Below are 21,286 nucleotides of genomic sequence, written 5' to 3' on the forward strand. Positions count from 1 at the left end.
CGTGGCACCCACCCCGCGCTACTGGAGGTCGTCGGTGCCCATCAGCCGCCGGCCGGCCTCGGTGATCGAGCCCGACAGCGACGGGTAGATCGCGAAGGTGTGCGCCAGGTCGTCGACCGTGAGCCCCTTCGTGACGGCCAGCGCGACCGGCAGGATCAGCTCCGAGGCGCCGGGCGCGACCACGACGCCGCCCACGACCACCCCGGTCGAGCGGCGGGCGTAGAGCTTGACGAACCCGTCGTGCAGATCGGCCATCTTGGCCCGCGCGTTGGTGGCCAGCGGCAGGCGGACGGCCTCGACGTCGGGGTGGTCCGGCAGCGCCTTCTCCTGCACCCCGACCGTCGCGATCTCGGGGTGGGTGAAGACGTTGGCGGCGACCGTCTTCAGCTTGATCGGGGTGACCGCCTCGCCGAGCGCGTGCCACATCGCGATCCGGCCCTGCATCGCCGCCACCGAGGCCAGCTGGAAGATGCCGGTGACGTCGCCGGCGGCGTAGATGCCGGGCACCGACGTCCGCGAGACCCGGTCGACGACGACGTGGCCGGACTCGCTGACCTGCACCCCGTGCTGCTCGAGGTTCAGGCCCGCGGTGTTGGGCACGGTGCCCACGGTCATCAGCGCGTGCGACCCCTCGACCGTGCGCCCGTCGGTCAGCTCGACCAGCACGCCCTTCTCGGTGCGCTGCACCGACGCCGCGCGGCCGCGCTCGGTGATCCGCCCGCCGCGGCCCTGGAAGACCTGCTCGACGACCTCGGCGGCGTCGGCGTCCTCCCCGGGCAGGACCCGGTCGCGCGAGGACACCAGGGTGACCGGGACGCCGGCCTCGAGGTAGCCGGAGGCGAACTCGGCGCCGGTGACGCCGGAGCCGACGACGATCAGGTGCTCGGGCATCTCCTCGAGCTCGTAGACCTGCCGCCAGTCGAGGATCCGCTCGCCGTCGGGCTCGGCGCCCTCGAGCACCCGCGGGTCGGCGCCGGTCGCGATGAGGACGACGTCGCCCTCGATCTCGTCGATCACCGTGCCGGCGTCGTCGAGGATCTCGACCTCGTGCGCCGCGAGCCCCGGGGCGTCGTCGGCCAGCCGGCCGCGGCCGGCCACGATCGTCACGCCCTCGGCGGTCAGCCGCGCGCGGATGTCGGTGGACTGCGCGAGGGCGAGCGCCTTGACCCGCGCGTTGACCCGGGCCAGGTCCAGCCCGACGGTGGCCAGCTCGGCGCCCTCCAGGCCGAGGCCCGCGGAGTCGCGCACGGAGGTCATCGCGCCGGCCGAGGCGATGAGCGTCTTGGACGGCACGCAGTCGGTGAGCACGCTGGCGCCACCGACGCCGTCCTTCTCGATGACGGTGACCTGCGCACCGAGCTGCGCGGCGACGAGCGCGGCCTCGTAGCCGGCCGGTCCGCCGCCGATGATGACGATGCGGGTCATGGAGCCCTTCCCCCGGGATGTGGAGCGGATGTCGCCCGGCCATTGTCCCCGCAGCCCCGCGGCGCCTCCCGGGCCGGGGGTGCGCCGTAGGCTCGGCGGGCGATGGCCCTCTACGCCGCCTACGGATCCAACATGGACCCGGAGCAGATGCTGCGGCGCTGTCCGTCCTCCCCGCACACCGGCACCGGGTGGATCCGCGGCTGGCGGCTGACCTTCGGCGCCGAGGAGTACGGCTGGGAGGGGGCGCTGGCCACGCTGGTGCCCGCCGACGACGACTCCCCCGGCGTGTTCGTCGCGCTCTACGACCTCACCGAGGCCGACGAGCGCAACCTGGACGCCTGGGAGGGCGCCGACCACGGGCTCTACCGGAAACTGCACCTGCGGGTGCACGCGCTCGACGGCGACACCGTCGCCTACGTCTACGCTCTCGACGCCTTCGAGGGCGGCCTGCCCTCGGCCCGGCACCTGGGCGCGATCGCCGACGCCGCCGAGGCCGCGGGCGCCCCGAACGACTACGTGGTCGAACTCCGCTCGCGCGAGTGCCGCTCGACGGGGCCATGATCGACCCCTCAACCGGAAGGAACACTGCCGTGCCGAACTCCGACGTCCTCGTCGTCCTCGCGGCCGGCGTCGGGAGCCGCCTCGGCTCGATGACCGCCACCGCTCCCAAGTGGCTGCTGCCCGTGGGCGGCGGCACGATCGCCGACCGGCAGCTGGGCGCGCTCGGCGACCTGTTCGACCTGCGGCGGCAGCTCCTCGTCGTCACCGGCCACGGCGCGCAGGAGGTGGCCGGCTACCTCGACAGCCAGGGCCTGCCCGGGGACTGCACGCTCTACAACGACGAGTTCGCGACGCTCAACAACTGGTACTCGGTGCTGCTCGCGCTGCGGAAGTGCGCGGACAGCGCCGGCCGGGTGTTCCTGCTCAACAGCGACCTGTACGCGCCCTCGCCGCTCTACCACGGCTTCGTCACCCACAGCCGGGCCGCCACGGCGCCGGCCACCCTGGCCGTCGACGGCGTCCGCCACCTCACCGACGAGGCGATGAAGGTCGCCGTCAACGGCGGCCGGATCACCGACATCGGCAAGGTCGACGTGCCCGACCCGGCCGGCGAGTACGTCGGCATGCTCATGCTCGGCCCGGAGGCCGCGGGCCTGCTGCGCGAGGCGATGGAGGACTGGCTCGTCTCGGGCGGCAACCCGAACGGCTGGTACGAGACGGTGATCCACGAGCGGCTGCTCGACCGGGTCGAGTGCCGCGCGGTCGAGGTCGGCGGGTCCCTGTGGGTGGAGATCGACGACCCCACCGACCTGGAGACCGCGGGTTCGGTGGCGCCGTGACCGCCGCCAGCCGCACCACGGTCTTCCCCGCCCTGATGCGGATCACCTCCGGCTGCCTGCCCGAGCTCGCCCGGGAGATGGCCGACATGGGCTGGCTGGACCGGCGGCTGGTCATCGTCACCGGTGGCGGTCCGTCCGCGAAGATCGCCGAGACGGCGCTGACCGGCCTGCGCGCCATGGGCGTCGACCCCGACGTCGTCCCGGTCACCCAGGGCACGGTCGAGGAGTGCGCCGTCCTGGCGCAGCGGCACATCGCCGAGGACGACGAGCTCGTCATCGCGATCGGCGGTGGCCGGGTCCTCGACAGCGCCAAGTACGCCGCCTGCCGGGTCGGCATCGACTGGATCGCGGTCCCGACCGCGCTGGCCAACGACGGCATCACCTCGCCGGTCGCCTCGCTGGTCGACCGCGACGGGGTTCGGCAGTCGCTGGCGGCGAAGATGCCGGTGGGCGTCCTGGTCGACGTCGGCCTTCTGTCGGCCGCCCCGTCGCTCACGGGCCGGGCAGGGCTCGGCGACCTGCTGTCGAACCTCTCCGCCGTGCGCGACTGGCGGCTGGCCGAGGCCCGGGGCGAGGACCGCTGCGACGAGTTCAGCGCCCTCATCGCCGAGCAGGCCGCGGAGTCGGTGCTGACCATCGGCGAGCTGGAGGGCCAGCGGGCCCTCGCCGGGCTCGCGCGCGGGCTGATCATGAGCGGTCTGGCGATGGCGATCGCCGGCTCGTCGCGTCCGTGCTCGGGGTCGGAGCATCTGATCAGCCACGCCCTCGACGCCCACCTCGACGTCCCCAAGAACGCGCACGGGCTGCAGGTGGGCCTGGCGACGCTGCTGACCTCGCTGCTGCACGAGAACCTCGACGACGACCTGATCGCCGCCTACCTGCGCACCGGACTGCCGACCTCGCCGGACCACCTCGGGCTGACCGACAAGCAGCTGCGCCGCGCGCTGCAGGAGGCGCCGGCGACCCGGCCCGGCCGGTGGACGGTGCTGACCGACCGCACCTGGACGAAGGCGGACTACCGGGAGCTGCTGACGACGCTGGGCGCGCGGATCGACGGAGCCCGCAACCGCCGGCGGCGCAGCACCGACAGCCCGCTGCCCCGCACGGGCTGACCGGGGGCGGCACCGCCCCGGCCGGCCGGCGCGGTCAGTTCGGGGGCGTCACCGGCACGATGACGATCTCCAGGTCCGCGGGCAGCCCGTAGTAGAGCTTGAACCGGGTGTCCCAGAACTCGCCGCGCGGGTCCGGCTTGTGCAGCTGATCGGCGAACGGCATCGCGGAGATCTCCACCCGGTCCTCGCCGGCGGCCACGGCCGCCCGCACCGTCTCGATCCGGGCGTCGGCGGCGGCGTGGGCGACCCAGTAGGCCATGAAGAACGGGGCGTACAGCGCCAGCGCGAGCCCGGCGGCGGCGAGCGGCAGGCTGCGCGAGCGGCGCAGCCCCTCGACGCGCTCGACGGCCTCCCTGAGCAGCACGCTGACGATCGCCACGAGGACCAGGTAGCTGGCGTAGAAGCACCGCGGGTTGAGCGGGTCGACCAGGGTCAGCGGGGCGACCAGGACGACGACGGAGGCGGCCCCGACGTAGAGCTGCACGCGGCGGCCGGCGTCCTGGACCACCGCGTGGGCGAGCAGCACCAGCAGCGCCAGCAGGACGCCACCGGCCAGCAGCGAGAGCGCCTTGTACTCCAGGGTCTGCCACAGCAGCAGCCGCGCGAGCCGCAGCACCGAGACCAGCACCAGGAACGTCACCGCCAGGGCCTGGAGGGCCCGCCGCCGGCCCCGGCTGATCGCGTCGCCGCGGGCGTGCACGAGCAGCAGGGCGAGCACCACGACGGCCAGGTCGACCAGCACGTTCTGCGTGGCCACGTACGCGCTGATCGGCTCGGCCAGCTTGCTGAGCATCCGGACCGGCAGCGACCCGTCACTGCCGATCGTGTCGATGTGCTGGTAGCCGTTGCTGTACCCGCCGAACGCGGCCCGGTAGGCCGAGTTGGTGAACATGACGGCCGCGCCGGCGAGGAACGCGACGAACCAGGCCAGGCCGACCTTCGGGAACGCCCCGGACGTCCGGCGGTGGACGACGACGAACACCGCGCTCGCGGCGAGCAGGTAGAGCGTGACGTGCTCCATGAGCAGCGACGAGGCGAACCCGACGAGCAGGATCCCGACGTAGGTGCGCAGCCGCACCTTGTGGCCGGCCGGCCGGGACCACTCCGTCTTCGCCGCGCACAGGAACACGAGCATCGCGAGGCCGGAGGCGGCGTAGTTGACGAAGCCGGAGGCCCAGAGGACGGTCTGCCGCCAGACGTCGACGGGCATCCCGAGGAACAGGGTCAGGACCACCCCGTAGCCGAGGAACGTGCGGTTGTCCGTGAGCCTCAGCAGCAGGTGGATCGTGAGCGTGATGCCGGCGGCCACGAGGAACGGGACGAGCACCGGGACGCGGGTCAGCAGCAGGATCGCCAGGTTGCTGAGGTAGCGGCCGTTGTAGCCGGCGAAGGAGTTCTCGAACCGCTCCCAGCCGATCTCGCCGCCCCACGTCCAGTCGTCGGCGCTGAACGGGACCAGGTAGCTGAGCGCGAAGACGGCCAGGAAGATCGCGGCGAGGCCGGCCAGCTCGGTGCGGACGGCGAACGTTCCCACGCGGATGTGCGACATCGTCGTCCGGACGGGGCTCTCGGCTTGTTCCACGGTGGCGGTCACGTCGGCGATGCCTTCCTCGCTGCTGGGCGGCGACCCGGACGTCGTCCCGACGGCCGGCCTCCGGACTCGGGGACCGTGCGCCACGATGCGCTGCGCCTCCACGGCGCGCAGTCGTCCGGGCGGTGTGCGATCTCTCGGACCCGGGGTCGTCCGTCACCTGCAAGACTACGTGCCGCCGGGCGTCGCCGAGGCCGGGCGGACGCGGGAGTGCCGGATGTGATCGGTGGGGCTGCGGACGCCGCCGGGATCCCACGGGTCCCGCCGTTCCCATGCGCGCCTCCGGGCTTCTTCGCAGGCCCGACGCGCGCCGGTCGCGGGTAACCTCGTCGTCCGTGAAGCTTTCGGTAGTGGTCCCCTGCTACAACGAGGAAGCGGTCCTCGACCGCCTCCTCGAGGAGCTGACCGCGTCCCTGGGCGCCCTCGCCGTCGAGTACGAGGTCATCTTCGTCGACGACGGCAGCCGGGACGGGACGCTGCGCATCCTGCGCGCCGCCGCCCGCCGCGACCCGCGGTTCCGCTACCTCGCGCTGAGCCGGAACTTCGGCAAGGAGTCGGCGATGCTCGCGGGGCTGAGCCAGGCCACCGGCGACGCGGTCGCGATCATCGACGCCGACCTCCAGCACCCGCCGTCGCTCATCGGCCGGATGCTGCCCTACCTCGATCAGGGCTTCGACCAGGTGGTGGCCCGCCGGACGCGGACAGGCGACGCGAAGATGCGCAGCGCGGTCTCCCGCGTCTACTACCGCATGATCAACCGGCTGGTGGAGGTCGACCTCGAGGACGGCGTCGGCGACTTCCGGATCCTGAGCCGGACCGCCGTCCGGGCGCTGCTCACCCTCGGCGAGTACAACCGCTTCTCCAAGGGCCTGTTCTCCTGGATCGGCTTCGACACCGCCGTCGTCGACTACGAGAACGCCCCCCGCGAGGCCGGCGAGAGCAAGTGGCGCTTCCGCGACCTGCTCAACTACGGCATCGACTCGGTCTTGTCGTTCAACACCCGGCCGCTGCGGACGGCGATCCACTTCGGGGCGCTGGTCTCGGTCGTCGCGTTCCTCTACGCGGGCTGGGTGCTGGTGGACGCGATCGTGTCCGGCAACCCCGTCCCCGGTTACGTGACCCTGATCTGCGCCGTCGTCGGCTTCGGCGGCCTGCAGATGATCCTGCTCGGGATCGTGGGCGAGTACATGGGCCGCATCTACGCGGAGACCAAGGCCCGCCCGCACTTCCTGGTCAAGGAGAGCAGCGACGGCGCCGTGCGCCAGGTCACCGCGCCGCTGGGCACCGAGCGGGAGCGCCCGGCCGCGCGCGAGCCCGTCGTCGTCTCGTTCCCGGTGCTGGACGACGAGCTCTCCATGAGTCGCCGGTGAAGCTGGGACGCCTGCTGCGCTTCGCCGTCGTCGGGGTCGCCAACACCGGCGTCTACTACCTGGGCTACCTGCTGTTGCGCCTGGTGCTGCCGTACCTGGTGGCGCACCTCGTGGCCACGGCCGTGGCCATGGTGTTCTCCTACTTCGTGAACTGCCGGTTCACCTTCCGGGTGCGGCCGTCCTGGCGGACGTTCGCGCTGTTCCCGCTGTCCAACCTGGCCAACATCGGCATGACGACGGCGCTGCTGCCCGTGGCGGTGGAGTGGGTCGGGCTGGACGAGCGGATCGCGCCGCTGGTGGTCGGCGTCCTGGCCATCCCGGTGACCTACCTGGTGGCCCACTTCGTCATGATGTCGCCGGAGCGGGCCTTCCGCGCCGCGCACGATGACCGCCCGGGTGAGCCCCGGACGGACCTCCGGCTCCCGCGCGCCGCGACGCGCTGACCGGCTCCCCGTCACGGGCGGGGGACGTCCCCGGTGCTCGCGTCGGGGCTGGCGAGGAACTCGTCGAGCAGCTGCTGGGCGGCCAGCGCGGGGGTGACCTCGCCGGCCAGCACCGCCTTCTCCAGGTCCGGGGCCGTCGCCCGCACGCCGGGGTGGGCGCGCAGCCGGTGCTCCAGGGCCGAGCGCACCAGCTGCCAGGTCCAGCGCACCTGCTGGGTCCGGCGCTTCTCGTCGAACGCCCCCGACGCCTTCGCCCGGTCCTGGTGCTCGACCAGCTTGGCCCAGACCGCGTCGAGGCCGGCGCCGGTCAGCCCCGAGCAGGTGAGCACCGGGACGTCCCAGGAACCTCCCCGCCCCCGCAGCAGCCGGATCGCCTGCGACAGCTCGCGCGCGGCCGAGCGCGCGTCGGTCTCCCCCGGCCCGTCGGCCTTGTTCACCGCGATCACGTCGGCGATCTCGAGGATGCCGCGCTTGATGCCCTGCAGCTGGTCGCCGGTACGGGCCAGCGTCAGGAACAGGAACGAGTCGACCATCTCCGCGACGGCGATCTCCGACTGCCCGACGCCCACGGTCTCGACCAGGACGACGTCGTAGCCGGCCGCCTCGACGACGACCATCGACTCGCGCGTGGCCTGGGCGACGCCGCCGAGGGTGCCCGAGGTCGGGGACGGCCGGATGAACGCGGCCGGGTCCACCGAGAGCCGGCTCATCCGGGTCTTGTCGCCGAGGATCGACCCGCCGGAGCGGGCCGACGACGGGTCGACGGCGAGCACCGCCACCTTCGCCCCGGCGCCGGTCAGGGTCACCCCGAGCTGGTCGATGAACGTCGACTTGCCCACCCCGGGGACGCCGCTGATGCCGACCCGGCGCGCTCCCCCGGCGCGCGGCAGCAGCTCGACCAGCAGCTCCTGCGCCCGCTCCCGGTGGTCGGTCCGGCTGGACTCGACCAGCGTGATGGCGCGCGACATCGCCCGCCGGTTCCCCGCGAGCACGCCCTCGGCGAGCGCAGGGACGTCGACCCGACGTCCCATCAGTGGCCGAGGCTCGACGACAGCGTCCGCAGCAGCTCCTGCGCCGCCTCCGCTATGACCGTCCCCGGCTGGTAGACCGCGGCCGCGCCCATCTCCCTCAGCGTCGGGACGTCGTCGGGCGGGATCACGCCGCCGACGACGATCAGCACGTCGTCGGCACCGAGCTCGGCGAGCGCGTCGCGCAGCGCCGGGACCAGCGTCAGGTGGCCGGCGGCCAGCGAGTTGACCCCGACCACGTGCACGTCGGCCTCCACCGCCTGCCGGGCGACCTCCTCCGGCGTCTGGAACAGCGGGCCCACGTCGACGTCGAAGCCGAGGTCGGCGAAGGCCGTGGCGATCACCTTCTGCCCGCGGTCGTGACCGTCCTGGCCCATCTTGGCGACGAGAATGCGCGGCCGGCGGCCCTCCGCCTCCTCGAACTCGGTGGCCAGCCGGCGGGCCTGCTCGACCGGCTCGTTGGTCCCTGCCTCGTCGCGGTACACACCGGAGATGGTGCGCACCTGCGCGGCGTGCCGGCCATAGACCTCCTCCAGCGCGTCGGAGATCTCGCCCACGGAGGCGTGCGCGCGGGCGGCGTCGACGGCCAGCTCGAGCAGGTTCCCGCGATCCCGCCGACCCTCCGCGGCCGCGCGGGCGGCGTCGGTGAGGCGGGCCAGCGCCTCGCGGGTGGCCGCCTCGTCGCGCTCGGCGCGCAGCTGCTCGAGCTTGGCCTTCTGCTGGGCGAGCACCTCGCGGTTGTCGACCCGCAGCACCTCGATCGCCTCGTCGGCGGCCACCCGGTACTTGTTCACGCCGATGACCGGCTGCCGGCCGGAGTCGATGCGCGCCTGGGTGCGGGCGGCGGCCTCCTCGATGCGCAGCTTCGGGATGCCGTCGTCGATGGCCTGCGCCATGCCGCCGTGCTCGCCGACCTCCTGGATGTGCGCCCACGCCCGGCGGGCCAGGTCGTAGGTCAGCTTCTCGACGTAGGCCGAGCCGCCCCACGGGTCGATGACCCGGGTGGTGCCCGACTCCTGCTGCAGCAGCAGCTGGGTGTTGCGGGCGATCCGGGCGGAGAAGTCGCTGGGCAGGGCCAGCGCCTCGTCCAGGGCGTTGGTGTGCAGCGACTGGGTGTGCCCCTGGGTGGCGGCCATCGCCTCCAGGCAGGTGCGGACGACGTTGTTGTAGACGTCCTGCGCGGTCAGCGACCAGCCCGAGGTCTGCGAGTGGGTGCGCAGCGACAGCGACTTCGGGTTCTTCGCCCCGGCCTCCGTCATGAGCTTCGCCCACAGCAGCCGGGCGGCCCGCAGCTTCGCGACCTCCATGAAGAAGTTCATGCCGATGGCCCAGAAGAAGGAGAGCCGCGGGGCGAACGCGTCGACGTCCAGCCCGGCGTCCTTGCCCGCCTTCACGTACTCCACCCCGTCGGCCAGCGTGTAGGCCAGCTCCAGGTCGGCGGTCGCCCCGGCCTCCTGGATGTGGTAGCCGGAGATGGAGATCGAGTTGAACCGCGGCATCTTCTGCGAGGTGAACGCGAAGATGTCGCTGATGATCTGCATCGACGGCTTCGGCGGGTAGATGTAGGTGTTGCGGACCATGAACTCCTTGAGGATGTCGTTCTGGATGGTCCCGGCCAGCTGTTCGGGCGCGACGCCCTGCTCCTCGGCCGCGAGGATGTAGAGCGCCATCACCGGCAGGACGGCGCCGTTCATGGTCATCGAGACCGTCATCCGGTCCAGCGGGATGCCGTCGAAGAGCTGCCGCATGTCGAGGATCGAGTCGATCGCGACCCCCGCCATGCCGACGTCGCCGACGACCCGCGGGTGGTCGGAGTCGTAGCCGCGGTGGGTGGGCAGGTCGAAGGCGATCGACAGGCCCTTCTGCCCGGCGGCGAGGTTGCGCCGGTAGAACGCGTTGGACTCGGTGGCGGTGGAGAAACCCGCGTACTGGCGGATCGTCCACGGCTGGGTCGTGTACATCGTCGGGTACGGCCCGCGCAGGTACGGCGCGATGCCCGGGTAGGTGCCGAGGAAGTCCAGGCCGTCGAGGTCCGCCGGGGTGAACAGCGGGGGGACGGCGATGCCCTCGGGCGTCTCCCAGGTCGCCTCGGCGGCACTGCGGCCGGTCGCCTCCTCGAACCGCTTGGCCCAGTCGTCCGCGGTCGCCTGGGCCGCCGGACGGCCGAGCTCGAGGTTCCCGAAGTCGGGGATGCCCGTCATTTCTGAACTCCCAACTGCTCGTGCACCGTCGTCAGCACGTCGAGGGCGTCGCACCCGGCGTACAGGTAGCCGTCGACGCCGTCCACCGCGAGCTCCGGCTTGCCGGCCAGCCACACGCTGGTCGCGCCGGCATCCCGCAGCTGCCGCGCCAGCCCGGCTGCGGACTCCGCGTAGTCCCTGTCGGTGCCGCAGATGCACGCCACCGTCGTCCCGGCCTCCGCGAAGCCGGAGGCGCCGTCCCCGGTCGCCGTCTCGATGCCGCCGGCCTGGAACAGGTTGGCGGCGAACGTGGCGCGGGCGGTGTGCCGGGCGACCGGGCCGATCGTGGCCAGGTGCACCCGGGCGCCGGCGGCCGCGGCCCGGTCGCGCAGCTCCTCGAACGCCTGCGCCGCGCGCAGCCGGGGCAGGCCACCGGTCGGCAGGGTCTCGGCCGCGGGCTGCCGCTCGGGCAGCTTCTCGGCCAGGTTCGGGAACTCGCTGACGCCGGTGATCGGGTCGGCGCGGCGGGCCAGCCGCTTCGCCCGGGCCTCCCACGCCTGCGCGATCCGGTCGCGCACCAGCCCGTCGGCGAGCGCGCGCTGCAGGCCGCCGGCCCGCTCGATCTCGGTGAACCAGGCCCAGGCGGCCTGCGCGAGGTCCTCGGTCAGCGACTCGACGTACCAGGAGCCGCCGGCCGGGTCGAGGACGCGGGCCAGCGACCCCTCCTCGATCAGCAGGTTCTGGGTGTTGCGGGCGATGCGGCGGGAGAAGCTGTCGGGCAGCCCGAGCGCGGCGTCGAACGGCTGCACGGTGACGACGTCGGCGCCGCCCACGCCGGCGGCGAAGCAGGCCACCGTCGTCCGCAGCATGTTGACCCACGGGTCGTGCCGGGTGGTCATCACCGACGAGGTGACCGCGTGCTGGCGCTGCGCGCGCACGTCGGGCGAGGCCCCGCTGGCCTCGCCGACCCGATCCCACAGCCGGCGCGCGGCGCGCAGCGCGGCGATCGTCGTGAACTGGTCGGCGGTCGCCGCGTAGCGGAACTCCAGCGCGGCGAAGGCGTCGTCGACGGACAGCCCGCCCTCGGTGAGCGCCCGCAGGTAGGCCACGCCGGCGGCCAGCGAGCAGCCGAGCTCCTCGACCGCGGAGGCGCCGGCGTCGTGGAAGACGGTGGCGTCGACGGTGACGGTGCGCAGGTCGCGGTGCGCGGCTGCGCGGCGGGCGACGTCGGCCAGCCCGGCGAGGTCCTGCTCCTGCCCCGACGCGGCCTGCACGCCGATCGGGTCCAGGCCGAGCGAGCCGCCGGGCGCCAGGTCGGTGCGGCCCTCGACGAGGGAGAGGAACGCCTCGGCGGCCGGCAGGCCGCCGGAGAGGCTCACCGGCGCGAGGTCGAGCAGGACGCCGTCCAGCACGTCGCCGAGGGACGCCACCGGGATCGCGCCGTCGCCGACCACCAGCCAGAGCGACGTGCCGCCGTTCTCCAGATCGGCGAGCACCGCCTCCCGGGTGACGGCGACGTCGGGGTGGGCGTGCCGCTGCCGGATGTCCCAGCCGGCGGGGACGCCGCTCTCCGGGTGCGCCCCCGCCCGGGCGCCGCGCACGAACGGCGCCAGCCCCGGGACCCCGACCGCCGACGGCAGGTCCCCGGCGTCCTCGGGGGTGTAGAGCGGGGCGACGCGCACGCCCGTCGCGACCGTGCGGTGCAGCGCGTCCTCCACCGGATCGGGCAGCTGCTCCCGCCCGGCCTTGCGCAGCACGCCGGCCACCAGCTCGCGCCACTCGTCGCGCGTCGCGGCCGGGAACTCACCGGCCAGCACGAGCTCCTCGGGGATCTCGTGCTCGGCCGGCACGTCGGCATCAGCCGGATGCGCGCTCTGCTGGTCCGGAGTCATCGTCGGGTTCCCGCCTCTCGTCGACGGCACGTCGGACAGAAGTGTCGCCAGGGGCCTTGCGGCCCGTGCGCGCGGGTGCCGCATCGGCCACCAGCGCGTGCAGCGCGGCCCGGGCGAGCAGCCGCACACCGACGCCGATCGCCCGCTCGTCGACGTCGAAGGTGCCGCGGTGCAGGTCCAGCGGCGCGCCCCCGCCATGGGTGCCCAGGCGGGCCAGCGCGATGGGCATGACGTCGGCGAACCAGCCGAAGTCCTCCCCGCCCATGCTCTGCGGGGAGAGCACCACGTTCTCGCTGCCGACCGTCTCCAGCGCGGCCGACCGCAGCAGCGCGACCGCCCGCGGGTCGTTGACCACCGGCGGCACCCCGCGGACGTAGTCGACGTCGACCTGGGCGCCGGTGGTCGCGGCCACCCGCTCGACCAGGGAGCGGATGAGGTCCTCGGCGTCCTTCCACGCGTCGCGGTCGAGAACCCGCACGGTGCCGCGCAGGTGGCCGCGCTGCGGGATGGCGTTGGCCGCGATCCCGGCGTTGACCGCGCCCCAGACCAGCGACATGCCCGCCCGCGGGTCGACCTGCCGCGACAGCAGCGACGGCACCTCGGTGATCAGCCGGCCGAGGGCGTCGACCAGGTCGACGGTGAGCTGCGGGCGGGCGGTGTGCCCGCCGGGCCCCATCAGCGCGACGTCCATCCGGTCGCAGGCCGCGGTGATCGGGCCGGTGCGCAGCCCGACCTTGCCGGCCGGCACCGACGGGTCGCAGTGCAGGGCGAACGCGCGGGAGGCGCCGTCCAGCACGCCGGCGGCGACCACCTCGGTCGCGCCGCCCGGGACGGTCTCCTCGGCGGGCTGGAAGACGCAGCGCACCGTGCCCGGCAACCCGTCGGCCTCGGCCAGCGCCAGCGCGACCCCGAGGACGGCGGTCGTGTGGACGTCGTGCCCGCAGGCGTGGGCGAGGCCCTCCTTGGTGGAGGCGTACGGGACGTCCTTGAGGTCGTGGATCGGCAGCGCGTCGATGTCCGCCCGCAGGACGACGACCGGGTCCCCCGAGCCGACCTCGACCACCAGGCCGGTGCCGGTGGGCAGCCGCCGGGGGGCGAGGCCCGCCGGCCGCAGCCGCTGCTCGAGGAAGGACGTCGTCTCGAACTCGGCGAAGGCCAGCTCGGGATGCGCGTGCAGGTGTCGGCGGGTCGAGATCAGCTGCGCGCCGTGGGCGCCGACCCAGTCGTCGACGGCCGCGCCGAGCTTCTCGACGACCGGCGTCATCAGGCCATCCCGCTGGGCTGCGGCGCGGGCAGCCCGTTGCGCAGCTCGGCCATGAGGCTGTCGACGACGGCGGTCAGGTCCCCGTCGTGGGCGGCGGCGACCGCGCGCTGGCGCTGGTAGGACGCCCCGACGGCGAGCACCCGCTCGACGTCGGCCAGCTCGGCGGCGCAGTCGAGCCGGCGGGCGGTCGGCTCCAGGTCCTCCACCAGGTCGAGGATCGCCTGGCGCACCGGCCGCACGGTGCCCTTCTCGTCGACGACGATGTCGGCGTCGAGGCCGTAGCGGGCCGCGCGCCACTTGTTCTCCCGGAGCACCCAGCTCGCCGGCACCGGCAGGGTGTAGCCGCGGTCCAGCTCGCGGTCGAACTGCTCCACCAGGCACTGGGACAGCGCCGCGACCGCGCCGATCTCGTCGAGGGTGGGCAGGCCGTCGCAGATGCGCAGCTCGACGGTGCCGAAGTTCGGGTGCGGGCGGATGTCCCACCACACCTCGCGCACGCTCTCGATGGCGTGCGTGGAGATCAGCGTCTCCATGTAGCTCTCGAACTGGTCCCAGCCGGAGAGCTGGTACGGCAGCCCGGCGGTGGGCATGCTCTCGAACACCTTGCTGCGTGCCGAGGCCAGGCCGGTGTCCGCCCCCTTCCAGTACGGGGAGGACGCCGACAGCGCCAGGAAGTGCGGCACGTACTGGGTCAGCGCGTTGACCATCGGGATCGCCTTCTCCGGCGCCCGGACGCCGACGTGCACGTGCACGCCGAAGATCTGCAGCCGGCGGGCCAGCCACTGCATGCGCTCGACCAGCTCGAGGTAGCGCTCCTTGGGCGAGATCTGCTGCGTCTGCCAGTCGGTGAACGGATGCGTCCCGGCGCACATGAGGCCGAGCCCGCGGCGGTCGGCCGCGGCGACGACCTCGGCCAGCGTTCCGGCGAGGTCGGTCTTGGCCTCGGCGACCGTGCCGCAGATGCCGGTGATGATCTCGACGGTCGACTGCAGCAGCTCGTGCTTGGCCTTGGGGTGCTCGTCGGCGCCGTCGGGCCGGATCTCCTCGAGGATCTCCACGGCGCCGGAGGTCAGCTCCCGCGTCTGCCGGTCGACGAGCTGCAGCTCCCACTCGACGCCCAGGCTGGCGCGCTCGGAGGAGACGAAGGGGATCTGCACCTCCGGAAGTCTAGGGAGCATCCGCCCTGCGCGGCCTGGTCAACCGACCGGCACCCGCGGCGGGCGCTGCGTTAGCGTGCCGTCCGTGGAGCCCCTGCCCGGATTCGATCCCGCCAAGCTGGCGACCGTCGCGGCCGCGGACCTGACCGCCGCCCTCGAGTCGGAGCACGACGTCGCCGTCGTCATGGGCTCGGGCTGGGCGCCGGCAGCCGACGCCTTCGGCCCCGCGCGCGCCTCCGTCGCCATCGCCGAGCTGCCCGGCTTCGCCGCGCCCACGGCGATCGGCCACGGCGGGGAGGTGCGGTCGGTGCGGGTCGGCAACCAGCGCGTGCTGCTCTTCCTGGGCCGCACCCACCTCTACGAGGGCCGCGGCGTGCAGGCGGTCGCGCACGGCGTGCGCACCGCCGCGGCGGCCGGCGCGCGGACGGTGATCCTCACCAACGCGGCCGGCGGGCTGGCGCCCGAGCACCAGGTCGGCCAGGCCGTGCTGATCAGCGACCACATCAACCTCACCGCGTCGTCCCCGCTGGTCGGCGCGCACTTCGTCGACTGCACCGACCTCTACTCCTCCCGGCTGCGCGCCCTGGCCCGCGCGATCGACCCGGCACTGACCGAGGGCGTGTACGCCGCGCTGCCCGGCCCGCACTACGAGACGCCGGCCGAGATCCGGATGCTGCGCAGCCTCGGCGCCGACCTGGTGGGCATGTCGACGGCGCTGGAGGCGATCGCGGCCAAGGCGGCCGGCATGGACGTGCTGGGCCTGTCGATGGTCACCAATGCCGCCGCCGGGATCACCGGTGAGCCGCTGGACCACCAGGAGGTGCTGGCGGCCGGCCGCGCGGCCGCGGGGCGGCTCGGGCAGTTCCTGGTGGAGTTCATCGGGCGTCTGCCGTGAGCGGGACCGTGCTGGTGACCGGCGCGGCCGGGCGCATCGGCACGGTGCTGCGCGGGGGGCTGCCGGAGCGGGGCTGGGCGGTGCGCTGCCTGGACGTGGTGCCGATCGTGGACACCCGCCCGGGCGAGGAGCACGTCGTCGCCGACGCCGCCGACCTGGAGGCGATGGTCGACGCCACCGAGGGCGCCGTGGCGGTGGTGCACCTGGCCGGCAACTCGGGCGAGTCGACCTGGCCGGCGATCAGCCGCGGGCACATCGAGACCGCCTACTGCGCCCTGGAGGCCGCCCGCCGGGCCGGCGTCCGGCGGGTCGTGCTGGCCAGCAGCAACCACGCCACCGGGTTCACCCCACGGCCGGGCGCCGGGCTGCTGCGCGAGGCCGACGCGCCCCCGCGGCCGGACACCTACTACGGCGCGGCCAAGGTGGCCCTCGAGGCGCTGGGCTCGCTGTACGCCGACCGCTACGGCATGGACGTCGTCTGCCTGCGCATCGGCAGCGCCTTCCCCGAGCCGACGAACTCCCGCCAGCTGTCGACGTGGCTCTCCCCCGCCGACGCGGTCGCGCTGGTCGACGCCGCGCTGACCGCGCCCGCCCCCGGCTTCGCCGTCGTCTGGGGCGTCTCGGACAACACCCGCAACTGGTGGGACCTCTCGGCGGCCCGGGCGCTGGGCTACGAACCGGCCGACGACGCCGAGGTCTACGCCGCGGCGCTGACCGAGGTGCACGGTGAGCCGGACCTCGCCGACCCGGTGCACGCGCGCGTCGGGGGCGAGTACGTGCTGCCGGCGTTCGACGCCGACGTCATCGAGGCGAAGGTCGCCGCCCCGGAGGAGCCGTGAGCCTGCTCGACGTCGCCCGGGACTGGGCCGACGACGACCCGCACGAGGGCGACCGTGCGGAGATCGCGTCGCTGATCGAGGCGTCGAACGTCGACGAGCTCGCGCGGCGGTTCGCCGGCCCGCTGACCTTCGGGACGGCGGGGCTGCGCGGGCCGCTGCGGGCCGGGCCGGCGGGCATGAACGCCGCGGTGGTCACCCGCGCGGCGGCCGGGCTCGGCGCGTACCTGGCGCAGGAGGGGCACGCCGGCGGCGGGGTGGTCGTGGGCTACGACGCGCGGCGCCGCTCCGACGAGTTCGCGCGGATCACCGCCGAGGTGCTCGCCGGCGCCGGGTTCGCCGTCCAGGTGCTGCCGAGGGCGCTGCCGACGCCGGTGCTGTCCTTCGCCGTCCGGCACCTCGGCTGCGTCGCCGGCGTGATGGTGACCGCGAGCCACAACCCACCCGACGACAACGGCTACAAGGTCTACCTCGGCGACGGCCGGCAGCTCGTGCCGCCGGCCGACGCGCTGATCGAGGCGGCGATCGCCGCCGTCGGCGCCGCGAAGGACGTCCCCCGCAGCGACGACTGGCACACCCTCGGGGACGACCTCGAGGCCGACTACGTCGCCGCGGTCGTGCGGGCGCTCGACCCCTCGGCGGTGCCGGCGAGCCTGCGCGAGGAGTTGACCGTCGCCTACACCGCGATGCACGGCGTCGGCGCCGACACCACCCGCGCCGTCTTCGCCGCCGCCGGGCTGAAGCCGCCGGTGACCGTGGCCCAGCAGGACGGTCCCGACCCGGCGTTCCCGACCGTCGCCTTCCCGAACCCGGAGGAGCCGGGCGCGACCGACCTGCTCAAGGCCCTCGCCGAGCAGATCCGCGCCGATGTCGCGATCGCCGAGGACCCCGACGCCGACCGCTGTGCCGTGGTCTGCCACGGCCGGCAGCTGACCGGCGACGAGGTCGGCGGGCTGCTGGCCGACTGGCTGCTCCGCCGCGGGCTGCGCGGCACGTACGCGTTCTCGCTGGTCAGCGGCTCACTGCTGCACGCGCTGGCGGAGGCGCACGACGTGCCGTCCGCCGAGACCCCCACCGGCTTCAAGTGGATCATGCGGGCCGGGTCCGACGAGGCGCCGCTGGTGTTCGGCTACGAGGAGGCGCTGGGCTACGCGGTGGCGCCGTCCGTGGCCCGCGACAAGGACGGCATCTCGGCGGCGCTGGCGGTGTCGCTGCTGGCCGCCGAGCTCAAGGCCGACGGCCGCACGCTGCTCGACCGGCTGGACGAGCTCGCCCGCGAGCACGGGCTGTTCGCGACCGGGCAGCTGTCGGTGCGGGTCGAGGACCTCTCGCTGATCGGCGGCGCGATGGCGCGGCTGCGGGCACACCCGCCGGCCGCGCTGCTCGGGCGCCCGGTGGAGTTCGCCGACCTGCTGACCGAGGAGCCGGCGGTGGACGCCGTCCGGCTGCTCGGCGACGGCGTTCGCGTGATCGTGCGCCCGAGCGGCACGGAGCCGAAGCTCAAGGCCTACCTGGAGACCGTCGTCCCGGTGCACGACGACGCCGGCGTCATCGCCGCCCGCGGCCGAGGCGAGGAGGAGCTGGAGCAGCTGCGCGCCGAGATGGCCGCCGCCCTCGGGCTCTAGCCGCGCGTGGCGACGGTGCCCGCCTGCCCCACCGGTACGGGCGGCCCGTAGCGGTTGGGGAGCGGGCAGCCGCGCAGGCACGCGACCTGCGCGAACAGCACGACGTCGCCGAGCACGGGGACGAGCAGCCAGCACAGCCACCAGGCGGAGTGGCCGCGGTCGTGCAGCCGGGCGACGGTCGCGCTCACCCCCGGCGCCAGGACCACGAGCGCGACGAGCACGCTGACCGGTCCGCCGACGTACTGGACGACCGGCTCCGCAGCGGACACGCGGACGGTCACCGGGTAGCCGAGGAAGGAGTCGGCGATCCCCGCCAGCGTGCCCAGCATCCCGATCGGGATCACGTAGTGCGTCCCACCAGGTGACGCGAGAGATGCGCCCGCGGCGCACGTACCACTGCCCGAAGCCCATCGCTCCCCCGATTTCTCAGCGCGGTACGGGCTCGCGGCAGCCGGAGTCCAGCGCCCGCTGCGCGGCGGCGAGGACGGCGACCACGTCGCGGCCGAAGCCGACGTCGACCGGGTGGGTGCCGCCCGTGACCGCCGCTGCGGTGAGCTCCTCGACGGCGACCGAGTGCGCGGCCTTGGCCGCCCGCTCCTCGGGCAGCAGGGTGATCCGGCCGGCGTCGCCGTGCACGAAGAACTCCATGCCGCTCGACATGGACGCGACCGTGTGCGAGAGGGTGACGGTGCAGGCCGCGCCGGACTCGTGGTGCAGCACCAGGTGGACGGTGTCGCCGAGCCCCGCGCCGGCCTGCACCGCGGTCACCGGGCCCAGCGCCGGGATGAACAGCGACAGCGCGTGCGGACCGATGTCCCAGAGCGCGCCCTGCTCCTTGCGCCACGGCGAGTCGGCGAACGGGCTGCCCGGCTCGTAGAGGTTCCCGAGCCAGCTGCCCGCGCCGCCCATGACCTTCGTCCGCGCCGCCTGGGCCAGCCAGGTCGCCGTCCCCGCCTGGAACCGGAAGGTGAAGAAGACGACCGAGGCCACCCCGTTGTCCCGGACGGCGGCGACGAGGCGGTCGGCGTCCTCGAGGGTGAGCGCGATCGGCTTCTCCAGCAGCAGGTGCTTGCCCGCCTCGGCGGCGCGGATCGCCAGCGGCACCTGGACGGCGGGCGGCACCGAGAAGGAGACGGCGTCCACATCGGCCAGCAGCGCGTCGACGTCGGCGTAGCCCGGGACGTCGAACTGCGCGCCGACCGCCTTGGCCTTGGCGAGGTCGCGGCCCCACACGCCGACCAGCTCGGCGTCCCCGTGCTCGGCCAGGCTGGCCGCGTGGACCTGCTCGGCCCAGAAGCCGGTGCCGAGGACGCCGAAGCGCATCAGACGGCGCCGAACTGGCGGTCGCCCGCGTCGCCCAGGCCCGGGACGATGTAGGCCTTGTCGTTCAGGCCGTTGTCGACGCTGGCGGTGAACACCCGCAGGGGCAGGCCGCTCTCCTCCAGGCGCATGAGCCCCTCCGGGGCGGCGAGCGCGCAGAGCACGGTGATCGACGAGGCGCCCCGGCCGGTGAGCAGGCCGCAGCAGTGCACCAGCGAACCGCCGGTGGCCAGCATCGGGTCGAGGACGAACACCTCGCGGCCGACCAGCGACTCCGGCAGCGAGGCCATGTAGGCCTCCGGCTGGAAGGTCTCCTCGTTGCGGGCCAGGCCGACGAAGCCCATCTGCGACTCGGGCAGCAATCGGTGGGCGGTGTCGGCCATGCCGAGGCCCGCCCGGAGCACCGGCACGATCAGCGGCGGCGCGGCCAGCCGGTAGCCCGTCGTCCCGGTGACCGGCGTGGTGATCGGCTCCTCGGCGAGCTGCAGGTCGCGGGTCGCCTCGTACATCAGCATCTGCGTGAGGTCCCGCAGCGAGGCCCGGAAGTTCGCGTTGTCGGTCCGCTCGTCCCGCATGCGGGAGAGCCGGGCACGGGCGAGCGGGTGGTCGACGACGGTCAGCTGCACGGGCGCCACCGTATCGGCCGGGTGCGCCGGCGCCATCGGCGCTGGCACGATCCCGGGCTCACGGGTTGACGGCGAGGAAGAGGAAGGCCGCCAGGAGCACCAGGTGGACGACGCCCTGCAGGCGGGTCGCGCGCCCGGGGACGACGGTCAGCATCCCGACGACGACGGTGACGGCGAGCAGGACCATCTGCGTGGCCCCGAGCCCGAGCAGCAGCGGCCCCTCCAGCCAGATCGAGGCGATGGCGATCGCCGGGATGGTGAGCCCGATGCTGGCCATGGCCGACCCGAAGGCCAGATTCAGGCTGATCTGCAGCCGGTCGCGGCGGGCGGCGCGCGCGGCGGCCAGCGTCTCCGGCAGCAGGACGAGCAGCGCGATGACCACCCCGACGAACGACTGCGGGAAGCCGACCCCCGCCACGGCGTCCTCGATCGCGGGCGATTCCACCTTCGCCAGCCCGACGACGGCGACGAGCGCGACCAACAGCAGGCCGAGGCTGATGAGCGCGGCCCGGGCGCTCGGCGGCGCGGCGTGCTCGTCCTCCACCGGGGCACGGCCGTTGGCCACCGGGAGGAAGAAGTCGCGGTGCCGCACCGTCTGTGTGAGCACGAAGGCGCCGTACAGGACCAGGGAGGCCACCGCGGCGAACGCGAGCTGGGCCGGCGAGAACTGCGGGCCCTCCCGGCCGATGGTGAAGGTCGGCAGCACGAGGCTCAGGACGGCCAGCGTCGTGACCGTGGCCAGGGCCGCGCCGGTGCCCTCGGCGTTGAACACGACCACGTTGTGCCGGAGCGCCCCGAGCAGCACCGAGAGACCCACGATGCCGTTGCAGGTGATCATCGCCGCCGCGAAGACGGTGTCCCGCGGCAGCGACGCCGCATCCTCGCCGCCGGAGATCATCAGCGTCACGATCAGCGCCACCTCGATGACCGTCACCGCGACGGCGAGGACCAGCGACCCGAACGGCTCCCCGACCCGGTGCGCCACCACCTCGGCGTGGTGGACGGCGGCGAGGACCGCGGCCATCAGCACGATCGCCACGACGAGCTCGACGGCCAAGGGCAACGACCTGCCCCAGGTCGCGACGAGCACGATCAGCGAGAGCAGAGGTACGGCCGTGGTCCAGGTCAGCAGTGGGTGGTGCCGGGTCGCGGTCGCCATGACCCCACGCTGACACACGCACG

Annotated in this window: 19 protein-coding genes; 8 read left to right on the forward strand and 11 right to left on the reverse strand. The window is 74.0% G+C overall.

Annotated features, from left to right (window positions below; all coding sequences use genetic code 11):
• Positions 1-18 precede the first annotated feature (18 nt).
• Positions 19-1,425, reverse strand: a complete 1,407-nt coding sequence (locus tag AB3388_RS23285; RefSeq protein WP_495407693.1) for an NAD(P)H-quinone dehydrogenase — start codon at positions 1,423-1,425, stop codon at positions 19-21.
• Between the two features lie 102 nt (positions 1,426-1,527).
• Between AB3388_RS23285 and AB3388_RS23290 the strand changes: the two genes are divergently transcribed.
• The 3 genes from AB3388_RS23290 to AB3388_RS23300 are packed head-to-tail and all read left to right on the forward strand — an operon-like array spanning position 1,528 to position 3,877.
• On the forward strand, positions 1,528-1,986 hold the full coding sequence (locus AB3388_RS23290; RefSeq protein ID WP_495407694.1) for a gamma-glutamylcyclotransferase family protein: 459 nt from the start codon (positions 1,528-1,530) through the stop codon (positions 1,984-1,986).
• A 29-nt stretch (positions 1,987-2,015) separates the two neighbouring features.
• Positions 2,016-2,765 (forward strand): phosphocholine cytidylyltransferase family protein, encoded by a 750-nt coding sequence (locus tag AB3388_RS23295; protein WP_495407695.1) that lies wholly within the window; start codon positions 2,016-2,018, stop codon positions 2,763-2,765.
• Positions 2,762-3,877: an iron-containing alcohol dehydrogenase family protein gene (locus tag AB3388_RS23300; RefSeq protein WP_495407696.1), complete on the forward strand. Its 1,116-nt coding sequence runs from the start codon at positions 2,762-2,764 to the stop codon at positions 3,875-3,877. The genes AB3388_RS23295 and AB3388_RS23300 overlap by 4 nt, the downstream gene beginning before the upstream one ends.
• 34 nt (positions 3,878-3,911) lie before the next feature.
• Here AB3388_RS23300 and AB3388_RS23305 read toward each other — a convergent pair whose 3' ends face one another.
• Positions 3,912-5,471, reverse strand: coding sequence for a DUF6056 family protein (locus AB3388_RS23305; protein ID WP_495407698.1), 1,560 nt, complete (start codon positions 5,469-5,471; stop codon positions 3,912-3,914).
• A 332-nt stretch (positions 5,472-5,803) separates the two neighbouring features.
• Here AB3388_RS23305 and AB3388_RS23310 point away from each other — a divergent pair, with 332 nt between their 5' ends.
• Together AB3388_RS23310 and AB3388_RS23315 are read left to right on the forward strand one after the other, a co-directional pair.
• Positions 5,804-6,838 (forward strand): glycosyltransferase family 2 protein, encoded by a 1,035-nt coding sequence (locus AB3388_RS23310; protein ID WP_495407699.1) that lies wholly within the window; start codon positions 5,804-5,806, stop codon positions 6,836-6,838.
• Positions 6,835-7,281: a GtrA family protein gene (locus AB3388_RS23315; RefSeq protein ID WP_495407700.1), complete on the forward strand. Its 447-nt coding sequence runs from the start codon at positions 6,835-6,837 to the stop codon at positions 7,279-7,281. Before AB3388_RS23310 ends, AB3388_RS23315 begins: the two co-directional genes overlap by 4 nt.
• An 11-nt stretch (positions 7,282-7,292) precedes the next feature.
• Here AB3388_RS23315 and meaB read toward each other — a convergent pair whose 3' ends face one another.
• From meaB to AB3388_RS23340, 5 genes are read right to left on the reverse strand one after another with little or no spacing between them, the layout of a single operon-like run.
• The gene (gene meaB, locus AB3388_RS23320) at positions 7,293-8,312 is read right to left on the reverse strand and encodes a methylmalonyl Co-A mutase-associated GTPase MeaB (protein ID WP_495407701.1); all 1,020 of its coding nucleotides are present in this window, start codon (positions 8,310-8,312) and stop codon (positions 7,293-7,295) included.
• A complete protein-coding gene (scpA, locus tag AB3388_RS23325; RefSeq protein WP_495407702.1) occupies positions 8,312-10,510 on the reverse strand; it encodes a methylmalonyl-CoA mutase in 2,199 nt (732 codons plus the stop codon). Before scpA ends, meaB begins: the two co-directional genes overlap by 1 nt.
• Positions 10,507-12,381: a methylmalonyl-CoA mutase family protein gene (locus AB3388_RS23330; protein WP_495407703.1), complete on the reverse strand. Its 1,875-nt coding sequence runs from the start codon at positions 12,379-12,381 to the stop codon at positions 10,507-10,509. Before AB3388_RS23330 ends, scpA begins: the two co-directional genes overlap by 4 nt.
• The gene (locus tag AB3388_RS23335) at positions 12,347-13,645 is read right to left on the reverse strand and encodes an amidohydrolase (protein WP_495407705.1); all 1,299 of its coding nucleotides are present in this window, start codon (positions 13,643-13,645) and stop codon (positions 12,347-12,349) included. Before AB3388_RS23335 ends, AB3388_RS23330 begins: the two co-directional genes overlap by 35 nt.
• Positions 13,645-14,802 carry a glutamate--cysteine ligase gene (locus tag AB3388_RS23340; RefSeq protein WP_495407706.1) on the reverse strand — a complete coding sequence of 386 codons (1,158 nt, stop codon included), beginning with the start codon at positions 14,800-14,802 and terminating at the stop codon, positions 13,645-13,647. The genes AB3388_RS23335 and AB3388_RS23340 overlap by 1 nt, the downstream gene beginning before the upstream one ends.
• Positions 14,803-14,887: 85 nt before the next feature.
• Here AB3388_RS23340 and AB3388_RS23345 point away from each other — a divergent pair, with 85 nt between their 5' ends.
• Genes AB3388_RS23345 through AB3388_RS23355 form a run of 3 tightly spaced genes read left to right on the forward strand, consistent with a single transcriptional unit; the run spans position 14,888 to position 18,158 of the window.
• Positions 14,888-15,697, forward strand: a complete 810-nt coding sequence (locus AB3388_RS23345) for a purine-nucleoside phosphorylase (protein WP_495407707.1) — start codon at positions 14,888-14,890, stop codon at positions 15,695-15,697.
• Complete coding sequence (locus tag AB3388_RS23350; protein ID WP_495407708.1) at positions 15,694-16,536, forward strand: NAD-dependent epimerase/dehydratase family protein; 843 nt, start codon at positions 15,694-15,696, stop codon at positions 16,534-16,536. The genes AB3388_RS23345 and AB3388_RS23350 overlap by 4 nt, the downstream gene beginning before the upstream one ends.
• Entirely contained in the window at positions 16,533-18,158 is a 1,626-nt protein-coding gene (locus tag AB3388_RS23355; RefSeq protein WP_495407709.1) for a phospho-sugar mutase, read from the forward strand. Before AB3388_RS23350 ends, AB3388_RS23355 begins: the two co-directional genes overlap by 4 nt.
• Here the strand turns inward: AB3388_RS23355 and AB3388_RS23360 are convergent.
• The 4 genes from AB3388_RS23360 to AB3388_RS23375 form a co-directional block, all read right to left on the reverse strand.
• Positions 18,155-18,502, reverse strand: coding sequence for a DUF805 domain-containing protein (locus AB3388_RS23360; protein WP_495407710.1), 348 nt, complete (start codon positions 18,500-18,502; stop codon positions 18,155-18,157). The two genes, AB3388_RS23355 and AB3388_RS23360, sit on opposite strands and share 4 nt — an antisense overlap.
• Before the next feature lie 82 nt (positions 18,503-18,584).
• Positions 18,585-19,481 carry a Gfo/Idh/MocA family protein gene (locus AB3388_RS23365; protein ID WP_495407711.1) on the reverse strand — a complete coding sequence of 299 codons (897 nt, stop codon included), beginning with the start codon at positions 19,479-19,481 and terminating at the stop codon, positions 18,585-18,587.
• Positions 19,481-20,104: a uracil phosphoribosyltransferase gene (upp, locus tag AB3388_RS23370; protein WP_495407712.1), complete on the reverse strand. Its 624-nt coding sequence runs from the start codon at positions 20,102-20,104 to the stop codon at positions 19,481-19,483. The genes AB3388_RS23365 and upp overlap by 1 nt, the downstream gene beginning before the upstream one ends.
• A gap of 58 nt (positions 20,105-20,162) precedes the next feature.
• Complete coding sequence (locus AB3388_RS23375) at positions 20,163-21,263, reverse strand: calcium:cation antiporter (protein ID WP_495407713.1); 1,101 nt, start codon at positions 21,261-21,263, stop codon at positions 20,163-20,165.
• Between the last annotated feature and the right edge of the window lie 23 nt (positions 21,264-21,286).

Source organism: Geodermatophilus sp. SMS 5-13 (genome assembly GCF_059428245.1).